Below are 16,447 nucleotides of genomic sequence, written 5' to 3'. Positions count from 1 at the left end.
CTAACTTGACCCGGAGGTCAGTGGAAGCACGCCATGGATTTCATCATCAGGGTGCTCTGCTGCGGGGGAAGTGTCCTTTCCGGCCGACTCGTCCGGTGGAGTGTTTCGCCTGGAGGCTTCCTTCTTGCGGGCCCTTGTGACCAGCAAGCCATCCAACAAGACGGACAGAAGAAGGGTGAGCCCTACCCCTCCGGCCCCCGCAATGAGGACCAACTGTGTGCGGGCCTTTACCTCGGGGGCGGCTTGCCGGTCCACGAGGAGGCTCATGGTGGTGATCCTGGCGGGAACTGCGACGTTGAGGGCCTCCTGCATCTCGTTGAGGGAGCGCGGAGTTTCATCCATTACGGCCTTCAGGAGCGACATTGTCTCCTCGGGGCTGTCTGCGGTGGCTGTGATGACCAGGATGGCTCCGCTGGTGCCCCGGTCGGGTTCTGCGACGTAGGTTGCGGATCCGAAATTGCCCAGCAGCCGTTCCTTCACAGGCTGCGAGGTAATTTTGCGGATCAGGATGTCCAGGGCTTCGCCCATTCCACCCAGGTACAGGTATGGGTTTCCCGCGTCGCCAATGCTCTGGGCCGAAGGCATGAGCACCAGGCTTGCCTGGGCTTTGTATTTCTCGGGCGCACTCATCTGGACGGACATGCAGAGCAGTCCGGTGATCAGAATGCCTGCAACCACCACATACCAGCGCCGCATGACGCTCGATAGAACGGTACGTAACTGCATCATGTGCTCCCAATATGACGGGGAGCGGGTTCTCTGACCGGCTCCGTGGATTGATGCCCGCCCAAGAGGGAAAGCAGCTCTACTGCCCTTGCGCCCCAGGTGTGTCCTTGTGCTGAGGCCTGAATGTCACGCCCCTGCTCACCAGTGGGAGGTGTCAGCAGGGCTGATCGCACGAGCTCCACAAAATCGTGGGATGTCGCGGCTGTCTTTATGAATTCCGAATCAATCCATCGGGTGGCTGGCAGGTCGGTGGAGACTACGGGTAATCCGGCGGCAAGATATTCGAGTGTTTTGAGGGGGAAACTCGACCGGTTGAATTCCGAACTAGTGTAGGGCGTCAGACCAACGGCAGCCATACGCAGTACCCTGGCAACCTCGGCAGGGGGCACCTCGCCGTGCCATTGGACATTGGGTTGGGACAGGAATTCGTCAAGGCTCTTGCGCGCAGAGGGCTCCCGCTCTGTCCTGGGGCCCAGGACGACGACAGGAAGACCTGTCCGACCCAGGGCCCTGAGGGCGGCAAAGTCCAAACGTTCATTAAGCTGGCCGACCAACACGGCAATGGGTTGGCGAACTGCTTGGCGATCGATGGGGACAAGGACCCTGCAACCGTTGGGAATGACTTCAACCTTCCGGCTTGAGAATTCGGATATTTTCAGGGCCAGGGTGGGCGAGACGGCAGTGATGATGTCGGCAGCGGCGATGTTGGACCTGAGGACCCGTTCCACATGTCTGCGCGATAGGCCCATGAGTTCGGCAGAGGCAAGCCAGTCATCGGTCAGATGCAGAAGCCGGGGAACTGTGAGTCCTCGTGGGAACTGAACCAAGGGGGACGAGTTGACGACAGCGACCAGCCCACGTGTGTTCTTGCCCACTGCCGACTGAATAGTCCACCGGGCGATGGCCTCAGTGGTCCGGCGGATCAGGGGACGACTGAAGCCAGGCAGTGCGGGCAGACGCACCCTGCCCACGCTGGGGGCCACCTTCTCCGCGACTCCTTGAAGACTCGGGATGGTATTGCGACGTAAGTCCGGGTCCCTGGCGATGGAAACTGGTTGATCGAACCACAGGACCTCTGCATGGGCGCTCAAAGCCTCAGCCAGTAGTCGGTCCGTGCCTGGCACCCCGTTCCAATGCCCACCGGAGATGTAGACGATGGTCCCGTTCATGACTTCACCGCCGCACGGTGGCTCGACGCTCCAGCGTCGACGGCGACGGGGCGGGCATTGAAGTCCTCTGAGGGTTCCATGCCGCGCAGCCGCAGGTAGCGTCGACGCAATACGTAGCTCGCGTACTGGGAAAGGGCGCTCGCCTCTGCCCGCAACCCGAACGGTAAACCGCTGCGTTCGGCCATAAAGCGCTGATACAACCTCTCTTGGCGGTGCGCGGCGGCAGTGAGGGAGAACCTGTCTTCCACCACCGAGCGCCCGAAGGAGCCCAGTTCGCTCCGCAGTCCGCCGTCCTCAAGGAGCTTCTTCAGAACGGGCACCAGCCCAACGGTTCCCGGGCCCGTGGAGCCAGGGCCGGATCCGTACCACCCCTGCCACAGAAACACCGGCAGGGAGTCCGGCGTGAGAAGTTCCCAGAAGCCCCTCTCACCCTGGACAACGAGCGGCTTGGCGAACGAGAGTCCCCGGAGGGCAGAGCCACCCATGCCCAGGACGACGTCGGCAGCAGCGTAGGCCGGCCTTGGGTCAGAGAGTTCCCCGGTGAGAATGACTGTGCTTTCCCCCGCTACCTCGTTGACACGTTGGGCGCGGGCTGCAACCGTGGCTTCGGCCGGGCCTGACCCGGCGATCACCAATCGCACCGGGAACTCCCCCGCGAGCCGGCCCACGGCGTCAATGGCCGACAGGATGCCCTCGAGCTTGAGTTCCTGCACCAACCGGGACACACAAACCACGGTGAAGACGTCGTCCCGAAGTCCCCAGCGCGCCCGGAAACCCGCCACGTCGGCAACCACAGTGTTCGCGGGAACGTCCACGGGGGGTTCCATCAGGTAGACGCGCGTGCGGCCGAGGGACGATTCAGCCTGCCGGATCTGCTCAGTGCCCACCATCAACGGCATCGACTTGGGAATGAAGGGAGCCACTGCCATGGACATCACCGTCGCCGCCGCGGCAGTGCCACGAACCAGCTTTGCCGCTGCCAGGCACTCCAGGGCAGGCGGCCACTCGTAGCCATGGACGATGTCAATCCGGCGCTCGCGGACCGTGCGGGCCAACGCGTTAATGACCCATGGCGAGGGACGCTTCCCCGGTAAAGGCGCAGGAATGAACTCCAACCCCAGCTCAGTTCCCCTGGCGACGAGGGGCCCCGGCTGTCCAAAGAGGACTACTTCATGGCCAAGTTCCTTTACGGCGGCGCCGAGTTCGATGGCATTGAGCTGGCTGCCACCCATGCGGAGGTCGTGGGGGTAGACGAGGATCTTCATGACGCCATCACCTCCCGTCCGCGGCCCCAGGCCCGAACGTCCCGAAGGTCCTGCCTGCGAAGAGCCATGATGGCCAACATGGCCGCAACGCCCACGCCCGTTGAGGCGAGGACGCTTCCAAGCGGGGCAGCGATGGACTGCGTCAGGCCGTAACAGGTAACTGCCGTCAGTACTGCCAGTGCGGTGGGTATGCCAAGGCGTTTTCCCAGGGCCCGAAGCGGTACGTTCGCATGCCGAAGGGCCCGAAGGTAGAGCGGGGAGGTCACCAGCAGCGCTACCAGCGCAGGAGCGGCAGCAAGGCCCGGCATCCCTGCGAGCGCGCCGCCGGCCAGCAGTGCCGGTATAAGTGCGACCAGGGCTACGATTTGCACATTCAAGATGGAGAGCGAGGAGCCAAGAACCACGAGGTAGTCATAAAGCAGCTCGTGGAGGATGCGGAACACTGTGAGGGGCGCCAACCACATGAGCGCTATGCCGGCGGGCGCCCAGGCGTCCCCATAGACAACTGTGACAAGTGGCATGGCGCATCCCACCATCACCGCAGAAACTGGCAAGACCACGGCCGAAACCGCTCCGATCATTGCCAGCAATGACGCCCGCATGTCTTCGGGCCGATCCTGGAGACGGGCGAAGGTGGCTGGCGCTACACTCCGCAGGGGTTGCGACAGCAAACTTGAGGGCCATCCGGCCATGTTGAATGCCATGACGTAGAACCCGAGCACCACGGGGCCAAACAGCCGTCCCGCGATGAGCTGGTCAACGTAACCGACGGCAAAGACCACCGCGCTGGCACCGGCCAGTGGCAGCCCGAAAACCAGGAGCTGTTTCGCCGACACTGGCGAGAACCCGAAACGGAAAGGCAGCGGCGAATAGACGAGGAACAGGATGGCCGCCACCACGCTCGCCAGGACCCTCCCCACGGCAAGGCTCATCGCCCCCATGCCCGCAATCACCAGGACCAAAGAGACACCCGCCCCCAGCCACACATTGACTTGGTCGATGATCATCCGCTGTCCCTGGCGGAAGTTCCGCTGCAGCAGGGCAGCCGGGGTGGCCACCAGGCCGTTGAGCACAATGCACAAGGCCAACGCCCTGACCACATCCGTTGCAGCTTCATTGCCCATGGCCGCCGTAAAAAGGGGCGCCAACGCATACGACAGGCCGAACAAGAGGACACTGCAGACAACGGAGATGGTGGTGACGGTAGCGGCAATCTCCTTCGGTTCCCCGGGCCAGCGGACGATGGCGAGGCTGACGCCCAATTCGTTGAAACTCAGGACAGCGACGAGCGCTATGAACGCCACCGCGTAGGTCCCGAATTCCTCAGGTCCGAGCAGGCGCGCCAAGGCGATGCCGATACCGATGGTCCCCAACTTCGTAATGAAGGCGTTGACGACGCTGATGGCGAACGCCCTGGTCGGTGTTGGCCGCCGTCGTGGGGTAACCGCGCTCCGAAGCGTCACTGGGCCCCCTCCAGTGCGGGAGTATTGCCCCGCCTGATCACGCGGGCCGGCACACCGGCCCACGTCTCGTCCTCCGGAACATCGTTCAGGACGGCCGCTCCCATGCCAATGGTCGCCTTGGCACCGATGGTCCGGCGCTCGCGGACACTGGCGTTCATCCCTATGTAGGCCGCGCGGCCTATGTGGACGTTCCCGCCCAGTGACACCCCTGATGCGAATGTTGCGTAGTCGCTGATGACGTCGTCGTGGGTGAACGTGACTCCGGGCATCGCGACGACGTGCCTGCCGATGGTTACCGACGCCGTCATGCTGACGTGGGCCAGGATGATGCTCCCCCGGCCGATCATGCAGCCTTCCGGAACGTTGACGGAAGGATCGATGGCCGTGGCGTAGCGTTCTTCGTCCAGCCCCAGGCTTCGGAGCCGCATCACTACGCCTTCGCGCCCACTGCCGCTGCCGATGCAGACCAAAAGCAACGCGTGGGGGAATTTGAGCGCGTCGCGGATAGGGCCAAGTACGTGCGCGCCGTCCACTACCCTGCCGAGCTTGTCCTCGTCGTCGTCGAGGATCCCGATGACGTCGAACGGCCCGCTGCTGCGGACCATTGCCAGGACTTCACGGGCGAGGCCGCTGGCGGCAATGAGGAGAAGTTCGCTCATTGTGGGCGCCCGGCAGCGCGTAGGACCGAATCGATGACGCGGACTTGGTCGTGGAGGGTCAGCTGGTGGTAAAGGGGAAGAATCAAGGTGTTGTCGGTCAGCCAGTTGGTGGCCTCCAGCGAGGCGTTGCCGGAGTCTTTGCCGGCGTAGGCGGGTTGACGGTGGGCTGCCATGATGCCTCGCCGCGCTGAGATGCCGTCCTGTGCGAGGTGGGCCATCAGCCCGTCCCTTCCGAGGGGGAACGCAGGACCGGTTTCGAGCCAGCAGGATTGGAAGTTTCCGGTGCCGTAAGCGGGGTCGCTGACCAGCCGGAGGCCTTCGACGCCGGCAAAGGCGCTTGCGTAGTTGGCGGCCAGTTCACGCCGACGCTGGACGGCTTCGGGCAGCCGTCCCAGCTGGACAAGGCCGACGGCGGCCTGAAGGTCGGTCATGCGGTAGTTGAACCCGACTTCGAGGTACTCTTCCGCCGGGGCAAGAATGCTGGCGTGGCGGTCCGCGGCTGAAACGCTCATTGCGTGCTCCCGGAGACGCCGTGCCCGCTCCGCGAAGTCCTGGCGTGGGGTGGAGAGCATTCCGCCTTCTCCGGTGGTGAGGATTTTGCGGGGATGGAAGGACCAGGCCGCCAGTTCCGCGCCGGCACCTACCGGGCGGCCACGGTAGCGGGAACCGATGGCACAGGCAGCGTCTTCGACCACGATGATCCCCCGCGGATCGCACAGCGCCCGGATGGGTTCAAGGTCAACCGGCACCCCGCCTTGGTCTACCGCAATGACGACCTTGGTGTTTGGGGTGAGGGCCTTTTCCACGGTGTCTGCCGTCACGCACCCGGTCTGGAGGTCGACGTCGGCGAACACCGGCCGCCCACCCATGTAGGTAGCCGCGTTCGCGGTGGCAATGAAGGAGAAGGACGGCACCACCACGTCATCACCCGGGCCGACGCCGGCAACCGCGAGAGCCAGATGCAGGGCCGAGGTACAACTGGACGTGGCGACTGCGTGAGCCACCAATTGCCCGGCTGCGAATGCTTCCTCGAACTGGCGGACCTTTGGACCCTGGGCCACCCACCCGGAGGCGATCACTTCGGCTACAGCCTGGGCTTCTTCTTCGCCCAGCCAGGGTTTCATGACGTCGATGCGCCCCAGCCGTGTCTCCGAGATGGTCATCGCGCACCTGCTGCCGGAACACCAGGCCGGGCAACCAGACGGGAGGCGGCGATTTCGGCACGGAGCGGTCGCCACCAGGAAACCAGAGTGCGCAGGCCGTCTTCGAGTCCGATGGCTGATTCGAAGCCGAGGTCTTCACGTGCTGCCGTGACGTCCGCCAGCCGCCGGGCCACGCCGTTGACAGCCCGTTCCGGGCCGTGTTCCAGGTGCAAGGACGAGTCCATTACCCCGAGCAGGGTCTGTGCCAGCGCAGCCAGGCTGGTTTCGGTACCGCTGGCTACGTTGTAGACGCCTTCACGCACCTCGCTGCCGGCCGCCAGGACGTTGGCCCTGGCAACGTCCTGGGTGTGCACGAAGTCCATGGTTTGCTGGCCGCTGCCGAAAATCATGGGCGGCAGGCCGTCGTCGATCCGTTCCATCCAGCGCACCAGCACCTCTGTGTAGAGTCCGTGAACGTCCATGCGGGGGCCGTAGACGTTGAAGTAGCGCAACAGCACGTAGTCCAGGCCGTACATGGCCCGGAAACTCCTGGCCATCCCTTCGTTGAACGATTTTGCGGCTCCGTAGAAGGTGTCGTTGTTGTGGTGATGGTGGTTTTCCCTGGTGGGAAAGTGTTCGGCCATACCGTAGACGGAGGCACTGGAGGCCGAAATAAGTTTGCCCACATTGTGCTCCACGGCGGCTTCGTAGACATTGAAGGTGCCGTCCACCAGTACTTCCAGGGCAAGTCGCGGTTCTTCCGCGCATTGGGTGATGCGGATGGCCGCCTGGTGGAACACCAGGTCCTTTCCGCGGGTGAGGTCATGGACCAGGTCCCGGTCCCGCAGGTCCCCATCGACCAACTGGACGCGTTCGCTGGCCAAGGCCTGGTCCAGGTTGGCGCGCCTGCCCCGCACGAGGTTGTCCAGGACATCCACGTGGGCCACGCCGGCGTCGAGCAGTTGGTCCACCAGGGTGGAGCCGATGGTTCCGGCGCCTCCTGTCACCAGCACATTGGCCCCCAGGAGCTTTTTCATCGTACGACCTGGAGATTTGCCTCATTGCCGGCCACGATGGTGGACCGCCCATCGGTGCCCAGGCTTTGGGTCACGGCCTCCAGTACGGACAGCACCCTCAGCCCGGACTCGCCGCTGGTGCGCGGCCTGGTGTGGTTCCGGATGGACGTTGCGAGTTCGGCCACTACTTGTCCCAGGGGTTCGCGTTCCTGGAGGGCCGGAGACCAGGTGTCACCCAGACGGTAGGAGATGGCCGAGGTCTTCTTGTCGGCGGCCGATCGTGGTTGGTGTTCCAGGCTGACCCCGCGGTCGTAGACGCTGAGGCGTTGCTGCGGATTCAGGTCGTCCCAGACGAGCGTCCGCTTCGACCCCCCAATGATCATTTGCCGGATTTTGGTGGGGCTGAGCCAGTTGACGTGGATGTGGACCATGGCGTCGTTGGGCAGGCCGAAGGTCAGGTGTCCCACGCAGTCGCGGCCCGTACCAAGGGGGTCCGCGCCATGGGCGGAAATCTCGGTGGGGTGCAAACCGCCTGGCAGGACGAAGTCGAGGATGGAGAGGTCGTGGGGAGCAAGGTCCCAGAAGACGTTGACGTCCGGTTGGACGAGACCGAGGTTGATGCGGACTGAGTCCACGTACAGGATGTCCCCGAGCGCGCCGCTGGAGACCAGTTCCTGGATCTTGAGGACCGCCGGGGTAAAGCAGTAGGTGTGGTCGGCCATGAGGACCAGTCCCCTGGCATTGGCTTCATCCACCATCTCCAATCCTTTGGCGCGGCTGTCGGCCAGCGGCTTTTCCACCAGGACGTGTTTGCCCGCGCGCAGCGCCGTCATCACTACGCCGTGATGCGTATGCGCCGGAGTCGCGACGGCGACGGCGTCCAGGTTGTAGGTATCCAGCAGTTCGTCCAAGGACTCGAGGACGGCCACCCCGCCAACGCTTTCGGCCAGTTTCATGCCGCGCTCGACATCCAGGTCGCAGATGGCCACAAGCTCCCAATCCGGGCTGGCTTTGAGGTTGCGTGCGAGGTTTGGCCCCCAATAGCCTGCGCCCACCACTGCTATGCGCAGCTTGGGCCGCATGCCGTTGCCGTTGAGGTGTCCTGATGGAACAGTTCTTATGCTCATTTCCCACTCGGATTCTGTGTTGTTGGCAAGGGTTCTAGGTGCCTGGCAGTACGTACCGTCGTCAGTAGGCTCCCGACGGCCGGATCATGGCCTTGAAGGTGCGCCACATGATGATCACGTCGCCCGCGATGGACCAGTTCTCCACGTAGTAGAGATCCAGCCGGACCGCTTCATCCCACGGAAGGTCGGAGCGTCCGTTGATCTGCCAGAGCCCGGTGATACCGGGCTTGATCAGGAGCCGGCGGTGCGTATGGCGTTCGTAGCCATTGACCTCCCGCGCCAGCGGTGGGCGTGGCCCCACCAAGCTCATGTTTCCCGTCAGGACATTCCAGAACTGCGGCAGTTCGTCCAGGGAGTACTTGCGCATCCATCGGCCGCAGTTCGTGACGCGGGGATCGCCGCGGATCTTGAAGAGGACACCGGCTCCCTCGTCCTGGTTGCCGAGTTCGCCCAGGCGGGCTTCGGCATCAACCACCATGGAACGGAATTTCAGCATCTGGAACGTGGTGCCCCGTTTGCCGATCCGTTCCTGGCGGTAGAGCACAGGCCCTGGGCTGTCTGCGCTGACGATCAGGGCCAGGATCAGCAAGATCGGCGTAAGGACAATCAACGCAAGGGAAGAAACAGCGATATCCATCAACCGCTTGAGGGTGTGCTTGCCACCTGAGTAGTGCGGGATGTCCACGTGCATCAGTGGCAGGCCCTCCACGGGGCGCCAATGAATGCGAGGGCCGGCCACGTTGGTGAGTGTGGCGGCCAGAACAAGTTCGGCGGCGTCTTCTTCCAAGCGCCACCCAAGTTCCTGGATGAACTGGTTGCCCCCGGGTACGGGTCCGGCGACGATGACTGCGTTTGCCCCGGTCTGGCGCACCGTGTGGGCTATTCCGTAGATGGACGACAGGACGGGGACGCGGACCTGGTCGACGACCAGCACCGCACCTCGCCTGGCGCCCGGGAGGCATGCGCCGAGGATGTCGTAAGGGGCACCCGATTTCCGGTTGATCTGCTTGATCACATACCGGACGTCCTGGGGTTCTCCCACCACGATGGCACGGGTCAGGCAACGCCCGCGCGACTTTTCGTGGGTCAGCCACCTGCGGAATCCCCACCGGCTTCCCGTCAGGGCCACGATGCCCAGGGGCAGGGAAAGCAGGACGTAATTGCCCATCGATTCCACCTGGAATACCACCGCGACGATCGCCAGGAACCCGAACACGCGGAAGCTGGCTGAGAGCACACGCTTGTATTCCTCCGGACCGACGCCAAGCACTTTCGGATCCCTGGTGTGGTAGACCTCCAGTGCGGCGAGCCACAGCATTCCGAGGATGACCCACAACGTCAGTTGCCGGGATGGCCCAAGGGTTCCGTCGGTGAAGGGCAGCCCTCCGGTATTGAGCGCATAGCCGGCCGAGACCGCGGCCGTAACCAGGACGGTATCGGAGACCCGCAGGCATGTGGTCAAGAAGCGTGTCCAGCCCAGCCGGTTACGGAGTGGAGGCCGGACGCGCGAGCGGCGGTGGGTGACTGGCGGCACGAGGTCCAGGGTGACATCCGGCCTGGGCGCCGCCAGTCCCGCCTTTTCTGTCCGTTGTGCAGCAACGGACTTGTCAATCCAGGGAGACACCGGCGGATTGACGTGGGCAATGAGATGGTCCGTTGGGAGGGCTGGTCCCACGACGGCATGGCCTGCACCCTTGGGTGCCGCTGCCTTGCCTGAACGCACAACTGGAACTTTCACTTTGTCAGCCTTCTTCGCAGACCTTCCATTGCCTACGTATCAGTGAAGCTTTGGCCGCAGGTGGGCGCACCAGTAGTCGGTACTCAAGTTTGCGCAGCCTTACCCATGGGTCCTACGTGCAAGTACCTAGCTGGCGATGGTGGCACTACGTGTTCGCGTGCGCCCGGTGGACAGGAAAAAGCCCGGGAAGCCGGGCCTGTACGGGAATGGACGAAGGCGAAAATGGGCACAAAAAACCGGCCGCCCTGGGGCGGCCGGTTCAAGGCTGGTTTGGTTTCAAAACAGGGTCTGTTTCAAAACCGGTTCAATCGTCCACGCTTTTGAGCGCCTCTTCGTCGTCGTCTTCCTCCTCATCCTCGTCGTCGAACACCTGGAGGGGTGTGACCTCGGAGAAGGACTCGTAGAGGGCGTCTTCGTAAACTTCGAAGGCGTCAGCGACGGCGAAGAACGCGGCTTCGACGGTAGGATCACCCTCACCGCGTCGTGCTGATGCGGCTGCCAGATGTTCTTCCAGGGCGGCGGTCAATGATTGAAGCGCGACACGCGGATCGATGCTCATGACTTCACGTTAGCCGGAAAAAGACGAAAATGGAGAGGGATGAGAGAACAATTTCCGGGCAGCTCCGTGGAGCGCCAACGAGACTATGCACGTCAGTACGAATACCTCGTACTGACGGTGGGCCCTGACGATTCGCTGCCCGACGCGCGCCGACGGCTGGCCGAACATTCGGAGTACGGCAAGTGGGAACTCGAGCGCAGCGTTCTCTACCTCGGCGGCGGACGACGTTTCTGGTTGCGTCGCAAGGTCTACTCCGTGCAACGTACCGTCTAGGCGATAAGAGGGTCGGCGGCTTCTGAGCTACCCCTCGAGTGGTCCAAGCCAGGCGCTGGCAACAGTGTTGTGCGCTGATTCGTCGTTGGACGGATGGAAAATTCCCGCCAGGACGTCCCTGTACAGGCGCTCCATCTCCGAGCCACGGAAGTAGCTGGATCCCCCGGTAACCCGGATGGCCAGATCCACCACGTGGCGGGCGTTTTCTGTGGCCCGGGACTTGATCCCCACAAGTTTGGGGAACCACTGGGCGCCGTGGTCAACCAGGGTGTCGACGTCGCGTGCCACGGACGATATTTGCGGGTAGATCCCATCCATGGCCAAAGCGGCATCGGCCACCTTCCAGCGGATATCGGGATCCTGCGAGTAGCTGCGCCCACCGTATTTTGCCGAGACGCGACGCTTCACGTTCGCCACGGCCAGGGTGAAGGCCCTCTCGGCAACACCCGTATAAACCGAGGCCAGCAACGTCTCAAAGCACGCGAAGATGGCGAAAATCAGCAGGTCCTTGTTGGGGCCTACCGGCAGCTTCCGGAAAATGCGTTCCGCCGGGATGACGGCGCCATGCAGCAAGGTGGTGTTCGAAGCGCTGGCCCGCATGCCCAGGGTGTCCCAGTCGTTCAGGGTCTCGTGCCCGGGTTCGTCACGGTGGAGGAAGCCGAAAACCAATTCGCCCTCGCCGTCCCTGGCGTCCGTATCTTTGCCGAAAGTCCCGAGCCTGGTCCACCCGCGCGAGAGGCTGGTGAAGATCTTCCGGCCCGTGAACCGGTAGCCACCATCAGGCAACGGTTCGGCCACCGTGCCCGAATCGAACAGCATGGAATCATTGCCGGCCTCGGAAATGCCGAAGGCAAAGACTTCGCCCTTCCCTGCTTCTTTCAGGACGAAGTCCAGTGAGTCGTCGCCCCTGGCTGCCAGGACACGTGCGACGCCGGTCCACACCAGGTGCATGTTCACCGCCAACGCGGTGGCCGGGGCCGCCGTGGCGAGTCGTTGCTGCAACGCAGCTACCGCTTCGAGACCGAGTCCCCATCCGCCGTCGTGCTCCGGGACGAACAGCTTCAGGTACCCGGCAGCGGCCAGCTCTTCCAGGTCCTCGTGGAAGAACTGGTTGTTCTGGTCGTAACCGGCAGCGCGGCCGCGAAGGCGTTCCAGCAGGGCGTCGGGCAGGATTTCTTCGGGACTCATGGCAGGGCCTCCTTGTGGTGGTTGCCTTTAGTAGTTGCTCAGCAGGGTGTTCAGTACGCGGGCGCCGAACTGCAGCGACTCCGCCGGCACCCGCTCATCGACACCGTGGAACATCCCGGTGAAATCGAGCTCGTCCGGCAGCATGAGCGGCGCAAAGCCGTAGCCGGTGATGCCGATCTTGCTCAGGGACTTGTTGTCGGTGCCGCCTGAGAGGGTGTAGGGAAGGACCTTGGCTCCGGGGTCCTCGGAGTGGAGGGCATCGATCATTGAGTCCACCAGGTTCCCGGCAAAGGGCACCTCCAGGGAAACGTCCTTGTTGACGTAGCTGATCTCGATGCCCTCGCCGGCAAGTTGCTTGATGGTCTCGAACACCAGCTCCTGCTGGCCCGGGAGGGTGCGGCAGTCCACGAAGGCTTCGGCGGACTCGGGGATGACGTTGTGCTTGTAGCCCGAACGAAGCAGCGTGGGGTTGGAGGTGTTCTGCAACGTTGCTCCCACAAACCTCGCCACCGTGCCCAGTTCCTTGAGGAGGATGTCGGGGTTGTCGGCATCGAACTCGACGCCGGTCAGTTCAGTGACGCCGTCGAGGAATTGCCGGGTGGTTGGTGTCAGTTCCACGGGCCACTGGTATTCACCGATCCTGGTGACGGCGCCCGCCAGCCGGGTAACGGCGTTGTCGGTGTTGATTTGGGAGCCATGGCCTGCCCGTCCGTGCGCCACCAGCCGCAGCCAGGAGAGGCCCTTTTCCGCGGTCTGGAGCAGGTAGGTCCGTTGTCCGCCGATCGTGGCGGAGAAGCCGCCGACTTCGGAGATGGCTTCAGTGGCGCCGTCGAACAACTCGCGACGATGTTCGACGGCGTACCGGGCGCCGTAGGTGCCGCCGGCTTCTTCGTCGGCAAAGAAGGCAAAAATGATGTCCCGCTTGGGTTTGCGGCCCGTCCGGGCGAAGTCGCGCATGACGGAGAGGATCATCGCGTCCATGTCCTTCATGTCCACGGCTCCCCGGCCCCACACCAGCCCGTCCTTCAACTCGCCGCTGAAAGGATCTACGCTCCACTGGTCCTTCAGCGCAGGAACGACGTCCAGGTGCCCGTGCACCACCAGTGCGTCAGCGCTGGGATCCTCCCCTGCCATGCGGGTCACGACGTTGGCCCGCCCGGGGGCTGATTCGAAGATCTCCGCTTCCAGTCCCACCTCGGTGATCAGGCCGGCTGTGTATTCGGCAGCTGCACGTTCGCCGGGGCCGGTGTCGTCACCGAAGTTTGAGGAATCGATGCGGATGAGCTCCTGGCAGATCCTGACAACTTCGTCTTCCGGGCGGATGGCAGACATGGAAACTCTCCTTGCGTAGCTGGGCTGCAGGTTCGGGCGACGCGCACTGCAACAGCTGCAGCCCGTCCCGTATACCTTCAGCCTACTCACCAGTTGCGTCCCGGGTCAGGAACCCATCAACCTGAAGCTCCCCCAGGGGTCCGTCGGTGTCTGCGGCCCCGCCCTCGATTTTTCAGGCACTTGAAACCGTGTTAGAGTTTTTCTCGCTGCTTCGGAGGAATATGAAGCGCCGCAAGGTGCTGACTGGTCCACTGAACACCACCTGCGCGGGTGGCGGAATGGCAGACGCGCTAGCTTGAGGTGCTAGTCCTCGAAAGGGGGTGGGGGTTCAAGTCCCCCTCCGCGCACAAAACCAAGGCCTGGAATCTACGGATTCCGGGCCTTGTTTGTTTCCGTCATTTGTTGTCATTCGAGGCTTCTGCGGCTTCCACATCCGCCGGTGCAAGCTTGCTCACTATTGTTTCGTTGTTTGTCGATAACATGCGGCACCCCTTCAGGTGGGCGCCGCATGTCAGCGACTCATCACGACAAAGCTGAGACAGCGCCCAGGAAATGGCGCCTGCCGCTGCGTGGATTCCAGGCCACGTACTCCGAGCGCTCCCAAGTGCCTGATTCGGACTGGACCGTGGCAATGTCCAAGGCCACGCGCGCCGGGAGGAAGACGGGCGCTTCAAAGCCCACGTCCCAGGTAAAGGCCTCCGACTTCGCAGCCCCAACGTCTGCCAGCGCCCGGGACGCGAGGTACATCCCATGGGCTATCGACCCCCGAAGCCCCAGTGCCTTTGCCGACAACACGCTCAAGTGGATCGGATTGAAGTCACCTGAGACCGTGGCATATGACCGTCCGATTTCGAGTCCCAGTTGCCACAGGGCCGTGGGATCCGGCGCGGAAAAATCCGCCGGCGCGGAAGCTCCGGATGCGCTCCCGGCTTTGTCGATGCCAGGGAGGAAGACGCCTTTGGCGAGGTACGTGGACACGCCGAGCCAAAGCAGTTCCCCGCTGGCGTTGGAACGGACTTCGGCAGTGATATCAAGCTGGGTACCTGCACGATGTCCGGTCATGTTCCCGGCCCACGACCTGATGTCCAACGCTTCACTGAAATGGATGGGCGTGCGCTGCTCCACATGGTTCCTGAGGTGGATCATGCCAAGGAGCGGCAGGGGGAAGTCGTCACGGTTCATCACGCTCATGGACACCGGAAAGGCCAGCGCATGGACGTAACCCGCAGGGAGGGTATCGCTGGCCGTCTCCCCTACCAAGTGCTGGTACGCCGTCAGGTTTTCGACGTCGGCCCTGACGTTGTGGACTTCGTGGCTGACCGCAGGCAACCTGGTTCCGCCTGGATTTGCGCCCAGGACGCGGCGACGGGCCGCGGTGGCTGCTGCGTTGACGTAGAGCCGGGACAGCGATGGCAGCTCCCCAAGAACTACCGGTTGCGGAGTGCTCATGCTCCCACCAGCTGTTGCCCGCACACCCGGAGCACTCCCCCCGAGATGCCGCCTGCAGCGTCACTGGCGAGGAACGCGATGGCTTCAGCCACATCCTGTGGCTGGCCACCCTGCTTGAGCGAATTCAGGCGCCGGGCGGCTTCGCGAATGGCGAAAGGCATCTTTGCCGTCATTTCGGTTTCAATGAAACCGGGGGCAACGGCGTTGATGGTACCCCCGTAGGGCTCGAGCAGTGCTGCTGTGGACCTGACCATTCCGATGACGCCGCCCTTGGATGCGCCGTAGTTGGTTTGGCCCCTGTTTCCGGCGATGCCGCTGGTGGAAGCCACCGACACGATGCGCGGAGAGTCCCGGAAGTGTTCCGACGCCAGGAGGGCTTCGTTGATCCTGAGTTGCGCGGCGATGTTGACCGCAATGACAGACTGCCATCTGCCCTCGTCCATGTTGGCCAGGAGCCTGTCGCGGGTGATGCCTGCGTTGTGCACCACGATGTCCAGCCGGCCATGGCGCTCCACGGCATGTTCGATGATCCGGTGCCCTGCATCGTCGCGGCTGATGTCGAGTTGAAGCGCAGTGCCCATGACTTCATTGGCGACAGCTGCGAGATGGTCACCGGCGGCTGGAATGTCCACCAGGACCACTTTTGCGCCGTCGCGGTGCAGGGTGCGCGCGATCGCCGCGCCGATCCCCCGGGCAGCACCGGTAACAACCGCCACTTTTCCGGCCAACGGCTTGTCAGAGTCCGTGGGCAGCATTCCCGACGCCGAGGTCACAGTCAGGAACTGTCCATCCACGTAGGCAGAGCGTCCCGAAAGGAAGAAGCGCAGGGCGCCCAGCGCTGACGGACTGGTTGTCGCGAGGTCGTCGTCGAGCAGTATCCCGTTGGCTGTTGCTCCGGCGCGCAGCTCCTTTGCCAACGAACGCAGGAGTCCGTCAATGCCTTGGCGGGCTGCCGCCGACGCGGGTGATTGCGCGGACTGGGGGGTCCGGGAGATGGTCACGACACGGGCGTTCGGTGCCAGGTCACGCAGGGAGGACGCTGCCGTGAGGACGGTCTTGCCCAGGTCTTCAGGGTGCTGCACGGCATCGAGCACAATGACAATGGCTCCCAGCTTTTCCTTGGGGAGCGCGTTCCGCCGAACATCAAGGCCCCAGCCAAGCAGGGTGGTGGCAATGTCATCGCTGCCCGCGCTGTCACCGCTGACCAGGACCGGGCCGGTCACCAGTGGCGCCCCTGCTTTGTAGCGGCGCAGCTCCACCGGCTGCGGCAGCCCCAGTTTCCTGGCAACGTTTTTGCCGAGGCCCTGGCCCACGATCTGTGTGTACTTGTCTGTCATTGAA

General features: G+C 63.4%; 15 protein-coding genes and 1 tRNA gene. 2 read left to right on the top strand and 14 right to left on the bottom strand.

The window, feature by feature from the left end; genetic code table 11:
* The 10 genes from PJL15_RS05140 to PJL15_RS05095 form a co-directional block, all read right to left on the bottom strand.
* Positions 1-729 (bottom strand): hypothetical protein, encoded by a 729-nt coding sequence (locus PJL15_RS05140; protein WP_281450130.1) that lies wholly within the window; start codon positions 727-729, stop codon positions 1-3.
* Positions 726-1,895, bottom strand: a complete 1,170-nt coding sequence (locus tag PJL15_RS05135; protein WP_281450129.1) for a glycosyltransferase — start codon at positions 1,893-1,895, stop codon at positions 726-728. Before PJL15_RS05135 ends, PJL15_RS05140 begins: the two co-directional genes overlap by 4 nt.
* Positions 1,892-3,160, bottom strand: coding sequence for a glycosyltransferase (locus PJL15_RS05130; protein WP_281450128.1), 1,269 nt, complete (start codon positions 3,158-3,160; stop codon positions 1,892-1,894). The genes PJL15_RS05135 and PJL15_RS05130 overlap by 4 nt, the downstream gene beginning before the upstream one ends.
* Positions 3,157-4,623, bottom strand: a complete 1,467-nt coding sequence (locus tag PJL15_RS05125) for an oligosaccharide flippase family protein (protein ID WP_281450127.1) — start codon at positions 4,621-4,623, stop codon at positions 3,157-3,159. Before PJL15_RS05125 ends, PJL15_RS05130 begins: the two co-directional genes overlap by 4 nt.
* Positions 4,620-5,282 carry an acetyltransferase gene (locus PJL15_RS05120; protein WP_281450126.1) on the bottom strand — a complete coding sequence of 221 codons (663 nt, stop codon included), beginning with the start codon at positions 5,280-5,282 and terminating at the stop codon, positions 4,620-4,622. Before PJL15_RS05120 ends, PJL15_RS05125 begins: the two co-directional genes overlap by 4 nt.
* Positions 5,279-6,445 (bottom strand): DegT/DnrJ/EryC1/StrS family aminotransferase, encoded by a 1,167-nt coding sequence (locus PJL15_RS05115; RefSeq protein ID WP_281450125.1) that lies wholly within the window; start codon positions 6,443-6,445, stop codon positions 5,279-5,281. The genes PJL15_RS05120 and PJL15_RS05115 overlap by 4 nt, the downstream gene beginning before the upstream one ends.
* The gene (locus tag PJL15_RS05110) at positions 6,442-7,461 is read right to left on the bottom strand and encodes an NAD-dependent epimerase/dehydratase family protein (RefSeq protein WP_281450124.1); all 1,020 of its coding nucleotides are present in this window, start codon (positions 7,459-7,461) and stop codon (positions 6,442-6,444) included. The genes PJL15_RS05115 and PJL15_RS05110 overlap by 4 nt, the downstream gene beginning before the upstream one ends.
* On the bottom strand, positions 7,458-8,567 hold the full coding sequence (locus PJL15_RS05105; RefSeq protein ID WP_281450123.1) for a Gfo/Idh/MocA family protein: 1,110 nt from the start codon (positions 8,565-8,567) through the stop codon (positions 7,458-7,460). The genes PJL15_RS05110 and PJL15_RS05105 overlap by 4 nt, the downstream gene beginning before the upstream one ends.
* 61 nt (positions 8,568-8,628) lie before the next feature.
* Positions 8,629-10,305 (bottom strand): sugar transferase, encoded by a 1,677-nt coding sequence (locus PJL15_RS05100; RefSeq protein ID WP_281450122.1) that lies wholly within the window; start codon positions 10,303-10,305, stop codon positions 8,629-8,631.
* A 304-nt stretch (positions 10,306-10,609) separates the two neighbouring features.
* A complete protein-coding gene (locus PJL15_RS05095) occupies positions 10,610-10,864 on the bottom strand; it encodes a hypothetical protein (RefSeq protein WP_281450121.1) in 255 nt (84 codons plus the stop codon).
* 39 nt (positions 10,865-10,903) lie between these two features.
* Between PJL15_RS05095 and PJL15_RS05090 the strand changes: the two genes are divergently transcribed.
* The gene (locus PJL15_RS05090; protein WP_011774832.1) at positions 10,904-11,137 is read left to right on the top strand and encodes a DUF5703 family protein; all 234 of its coding nucleotides are present in this window, start codon (positions 10,904-10,906) and stop codon (positions 11,135-11,137) included.
* A 27-nt stretch (positions 11,138-11,164) separates the two neighbouring features.
* On the opposite strand, the gene PJL15_RS05085 is transcribed toward PJL15_RS05090, so the two are convergent.
* Both PJL15_RS05085 and PJL15_RS05080 read right to left on the bottom strand, forming a co-directional pair.
* The gene (locus tag PJL15_RS05085; RefSeq protein ID WP_281450120.1) at positions 11,165-12,325 is read right to left on the bottom strand and encodes an acyl-CoA dehydrogenase family protein; all 1,161 of its coding nucleotides are present in this window, start codon (positions 12,323-12,325) and stop codon (positions 11,165-11,167) included.
* Positions 12,326-12,352: 27 nt separating this feature from the next.
* The gene (locus PJL15_RS05080; protein ID WP_281450119.1) at positions 12,353-13,657 is read right to left on the bottom strand and encodes a M20/M25/M40 family metallo-hydrolase; all 1,305 of its coding nucleotides are present in this window, start codon (positions 13,655-13,657) and stop codon (positions 12,353-12,355) included.
* A gap of 264 nt (positions 13,658-13,921) precedes the next feature.
* On the opposite strand from PJL15_RS05080, the gene PJL15_RS05075 reads away from it, so the two are divergent.
* A tRNA-Leu gene (locus PJL15_RS05075) sits at positions 13,922-14,004 on the top strand.
* A 175-nt stretch (positions 14,005-14,179) separates the two neighbouring features.
* Here PJL15_RS05075 and PJL15_RS05070 read toward each other — a convergent pair.
* Positions 14,180-15,106: a MaoC/PaaZ C-terminal domain-containing protein gene (locus PJL15_RS05070; protein WP_281450118.1), complete on the bottom strand. Its 927-nt coding sequence runs from the start codon at positions 15,104-15,106 to the stop codon at positions 14,180-14,182.
* Positions 15,103-16,443, bottom strand: coding sequence for a 3-oxoacyl-ACP reductase (locus PJL15_RS05065; protein ID WP_281450117.1), 1,341 nt, complete (start codon positions 16,441-16,443; stop codon positions 15,103-15,105). Before PJL15_RS05065 ends, PJL15_RS05070 begins: the two co-directional genes overlap by 4 nt.
* Positions 16,444-16,447 lie beyond the last annotated feature (4 nt).

Origin of the sequence: Paenarthrobacter nitroguajacolicus (assembly GCF_029952445.1) — a bacterium.
GTDB lineage: Bacteria > Actinomycetota > Actinomycetes > Actinomycetales > Micrococcaceae > Arthrobacter > Arthrobacter nitroguajacolicus_B.
This window is presented reverse-complemented; position numbering and strand designations above follow the sequence as displayed.

Excerpts from the sequence above, each read along its gene's own strand:
- PJL15_RS05140 (WP_281450130.1), bottom strand. The coding sequence starts at position 729 with ATGATGCAGTTACGTACCGTTCTATCGAGCGTCATGCGGCGCTGGTAT.
- PJL15_RS05135 (WP_281450129.1), bottom strand. The coding sequence starts at position 1,895 with ATGAACGGGACCATCGTCTACATCTCCGGTGGGCATTGGAACGGGGTG.
- PJL15_RS05130 (WP_281450128.1), bottom strand. The coding sequence starts at position 3,160 with ATGAAGATCCTCGTCTACCCCCACGACCTCCGCATGGGTGGCAGCCAG.
- PJL15_RS05120 (WP_281450126.1), bottom strand. The coding sequence starts at position 5,282 with ATGAGCGAACTTCTCCTCATTGCCGCCAGCGGCCTCGCCCGTGAAGTC.
- PJL15_RS05115 (WP_281450125.1), bottom strand. The coding sequence starts at position 6,445 with ATGACCATCTCGGAGACACGGCTGGGGCGCATCGACGTCATGAAACCC.
- PJL15_RS05110 (WP_281450124.1), bottom strand. The coding sequence starts at position 7,461 with ATGAAAAAGCTCCTGGGGGCCAATGTGCTGGTGACAGGAGGCGCCGGA.
- PJL15_RS05105 (WP_281450123.1), bottom strand. The coding sequence starts at position 8,567 with ATGAGCATAAGAACTGTTCCATCAGGACACCTCAACGGCAACGGCATG.
- PJL15_RS05095 (WP_281450121.1), bottom strand. The coding sequence starts at position 10,864 with ATGAGCATCGATCCGCGTGTCGCGCTTCAATCATTGACCGCCGCCCTG.
- PJL15_RS05090 (WP_011774832.1), top strand. The coding sequence starts at position 10,904 with ATGAGAGAACAATTTCCGGGCAGCTCCGTGGAGCGCCAACGAGACTAT.
- PJL15_RS05085 (WP_281450120.1), bottom strand. The coding sequence starts at position 12,325 with ATGAGTCCCGAAGAAATCCTGCCCGACGCCCTGCTGGAACGCCTTCGC.
- PJL15_RS05080 (WP_281450119.1), bottom strand. The coding sequence starts at position 13,657 with ATGTCTGCCATCCGCCCGGAAGACGAAGTTGTCAGGATCTGCCAGGAG.
- PJL15_RS05070 (WP_281450118.1), bottom strand. The coding sequence starts at position 15,106 with ATGAGCACTCCGCAACCGGTAGTTCTTGGGGAGCTGCCATCGCTGTCC.
- PJL15_RS05065 (WP_281450117.1), bottom strand. The coding sequence starts at position 16,443 with ATGACAGACAAGTACACACAGATCGTGGGCCAGGGCCTCGGCAAAAAC.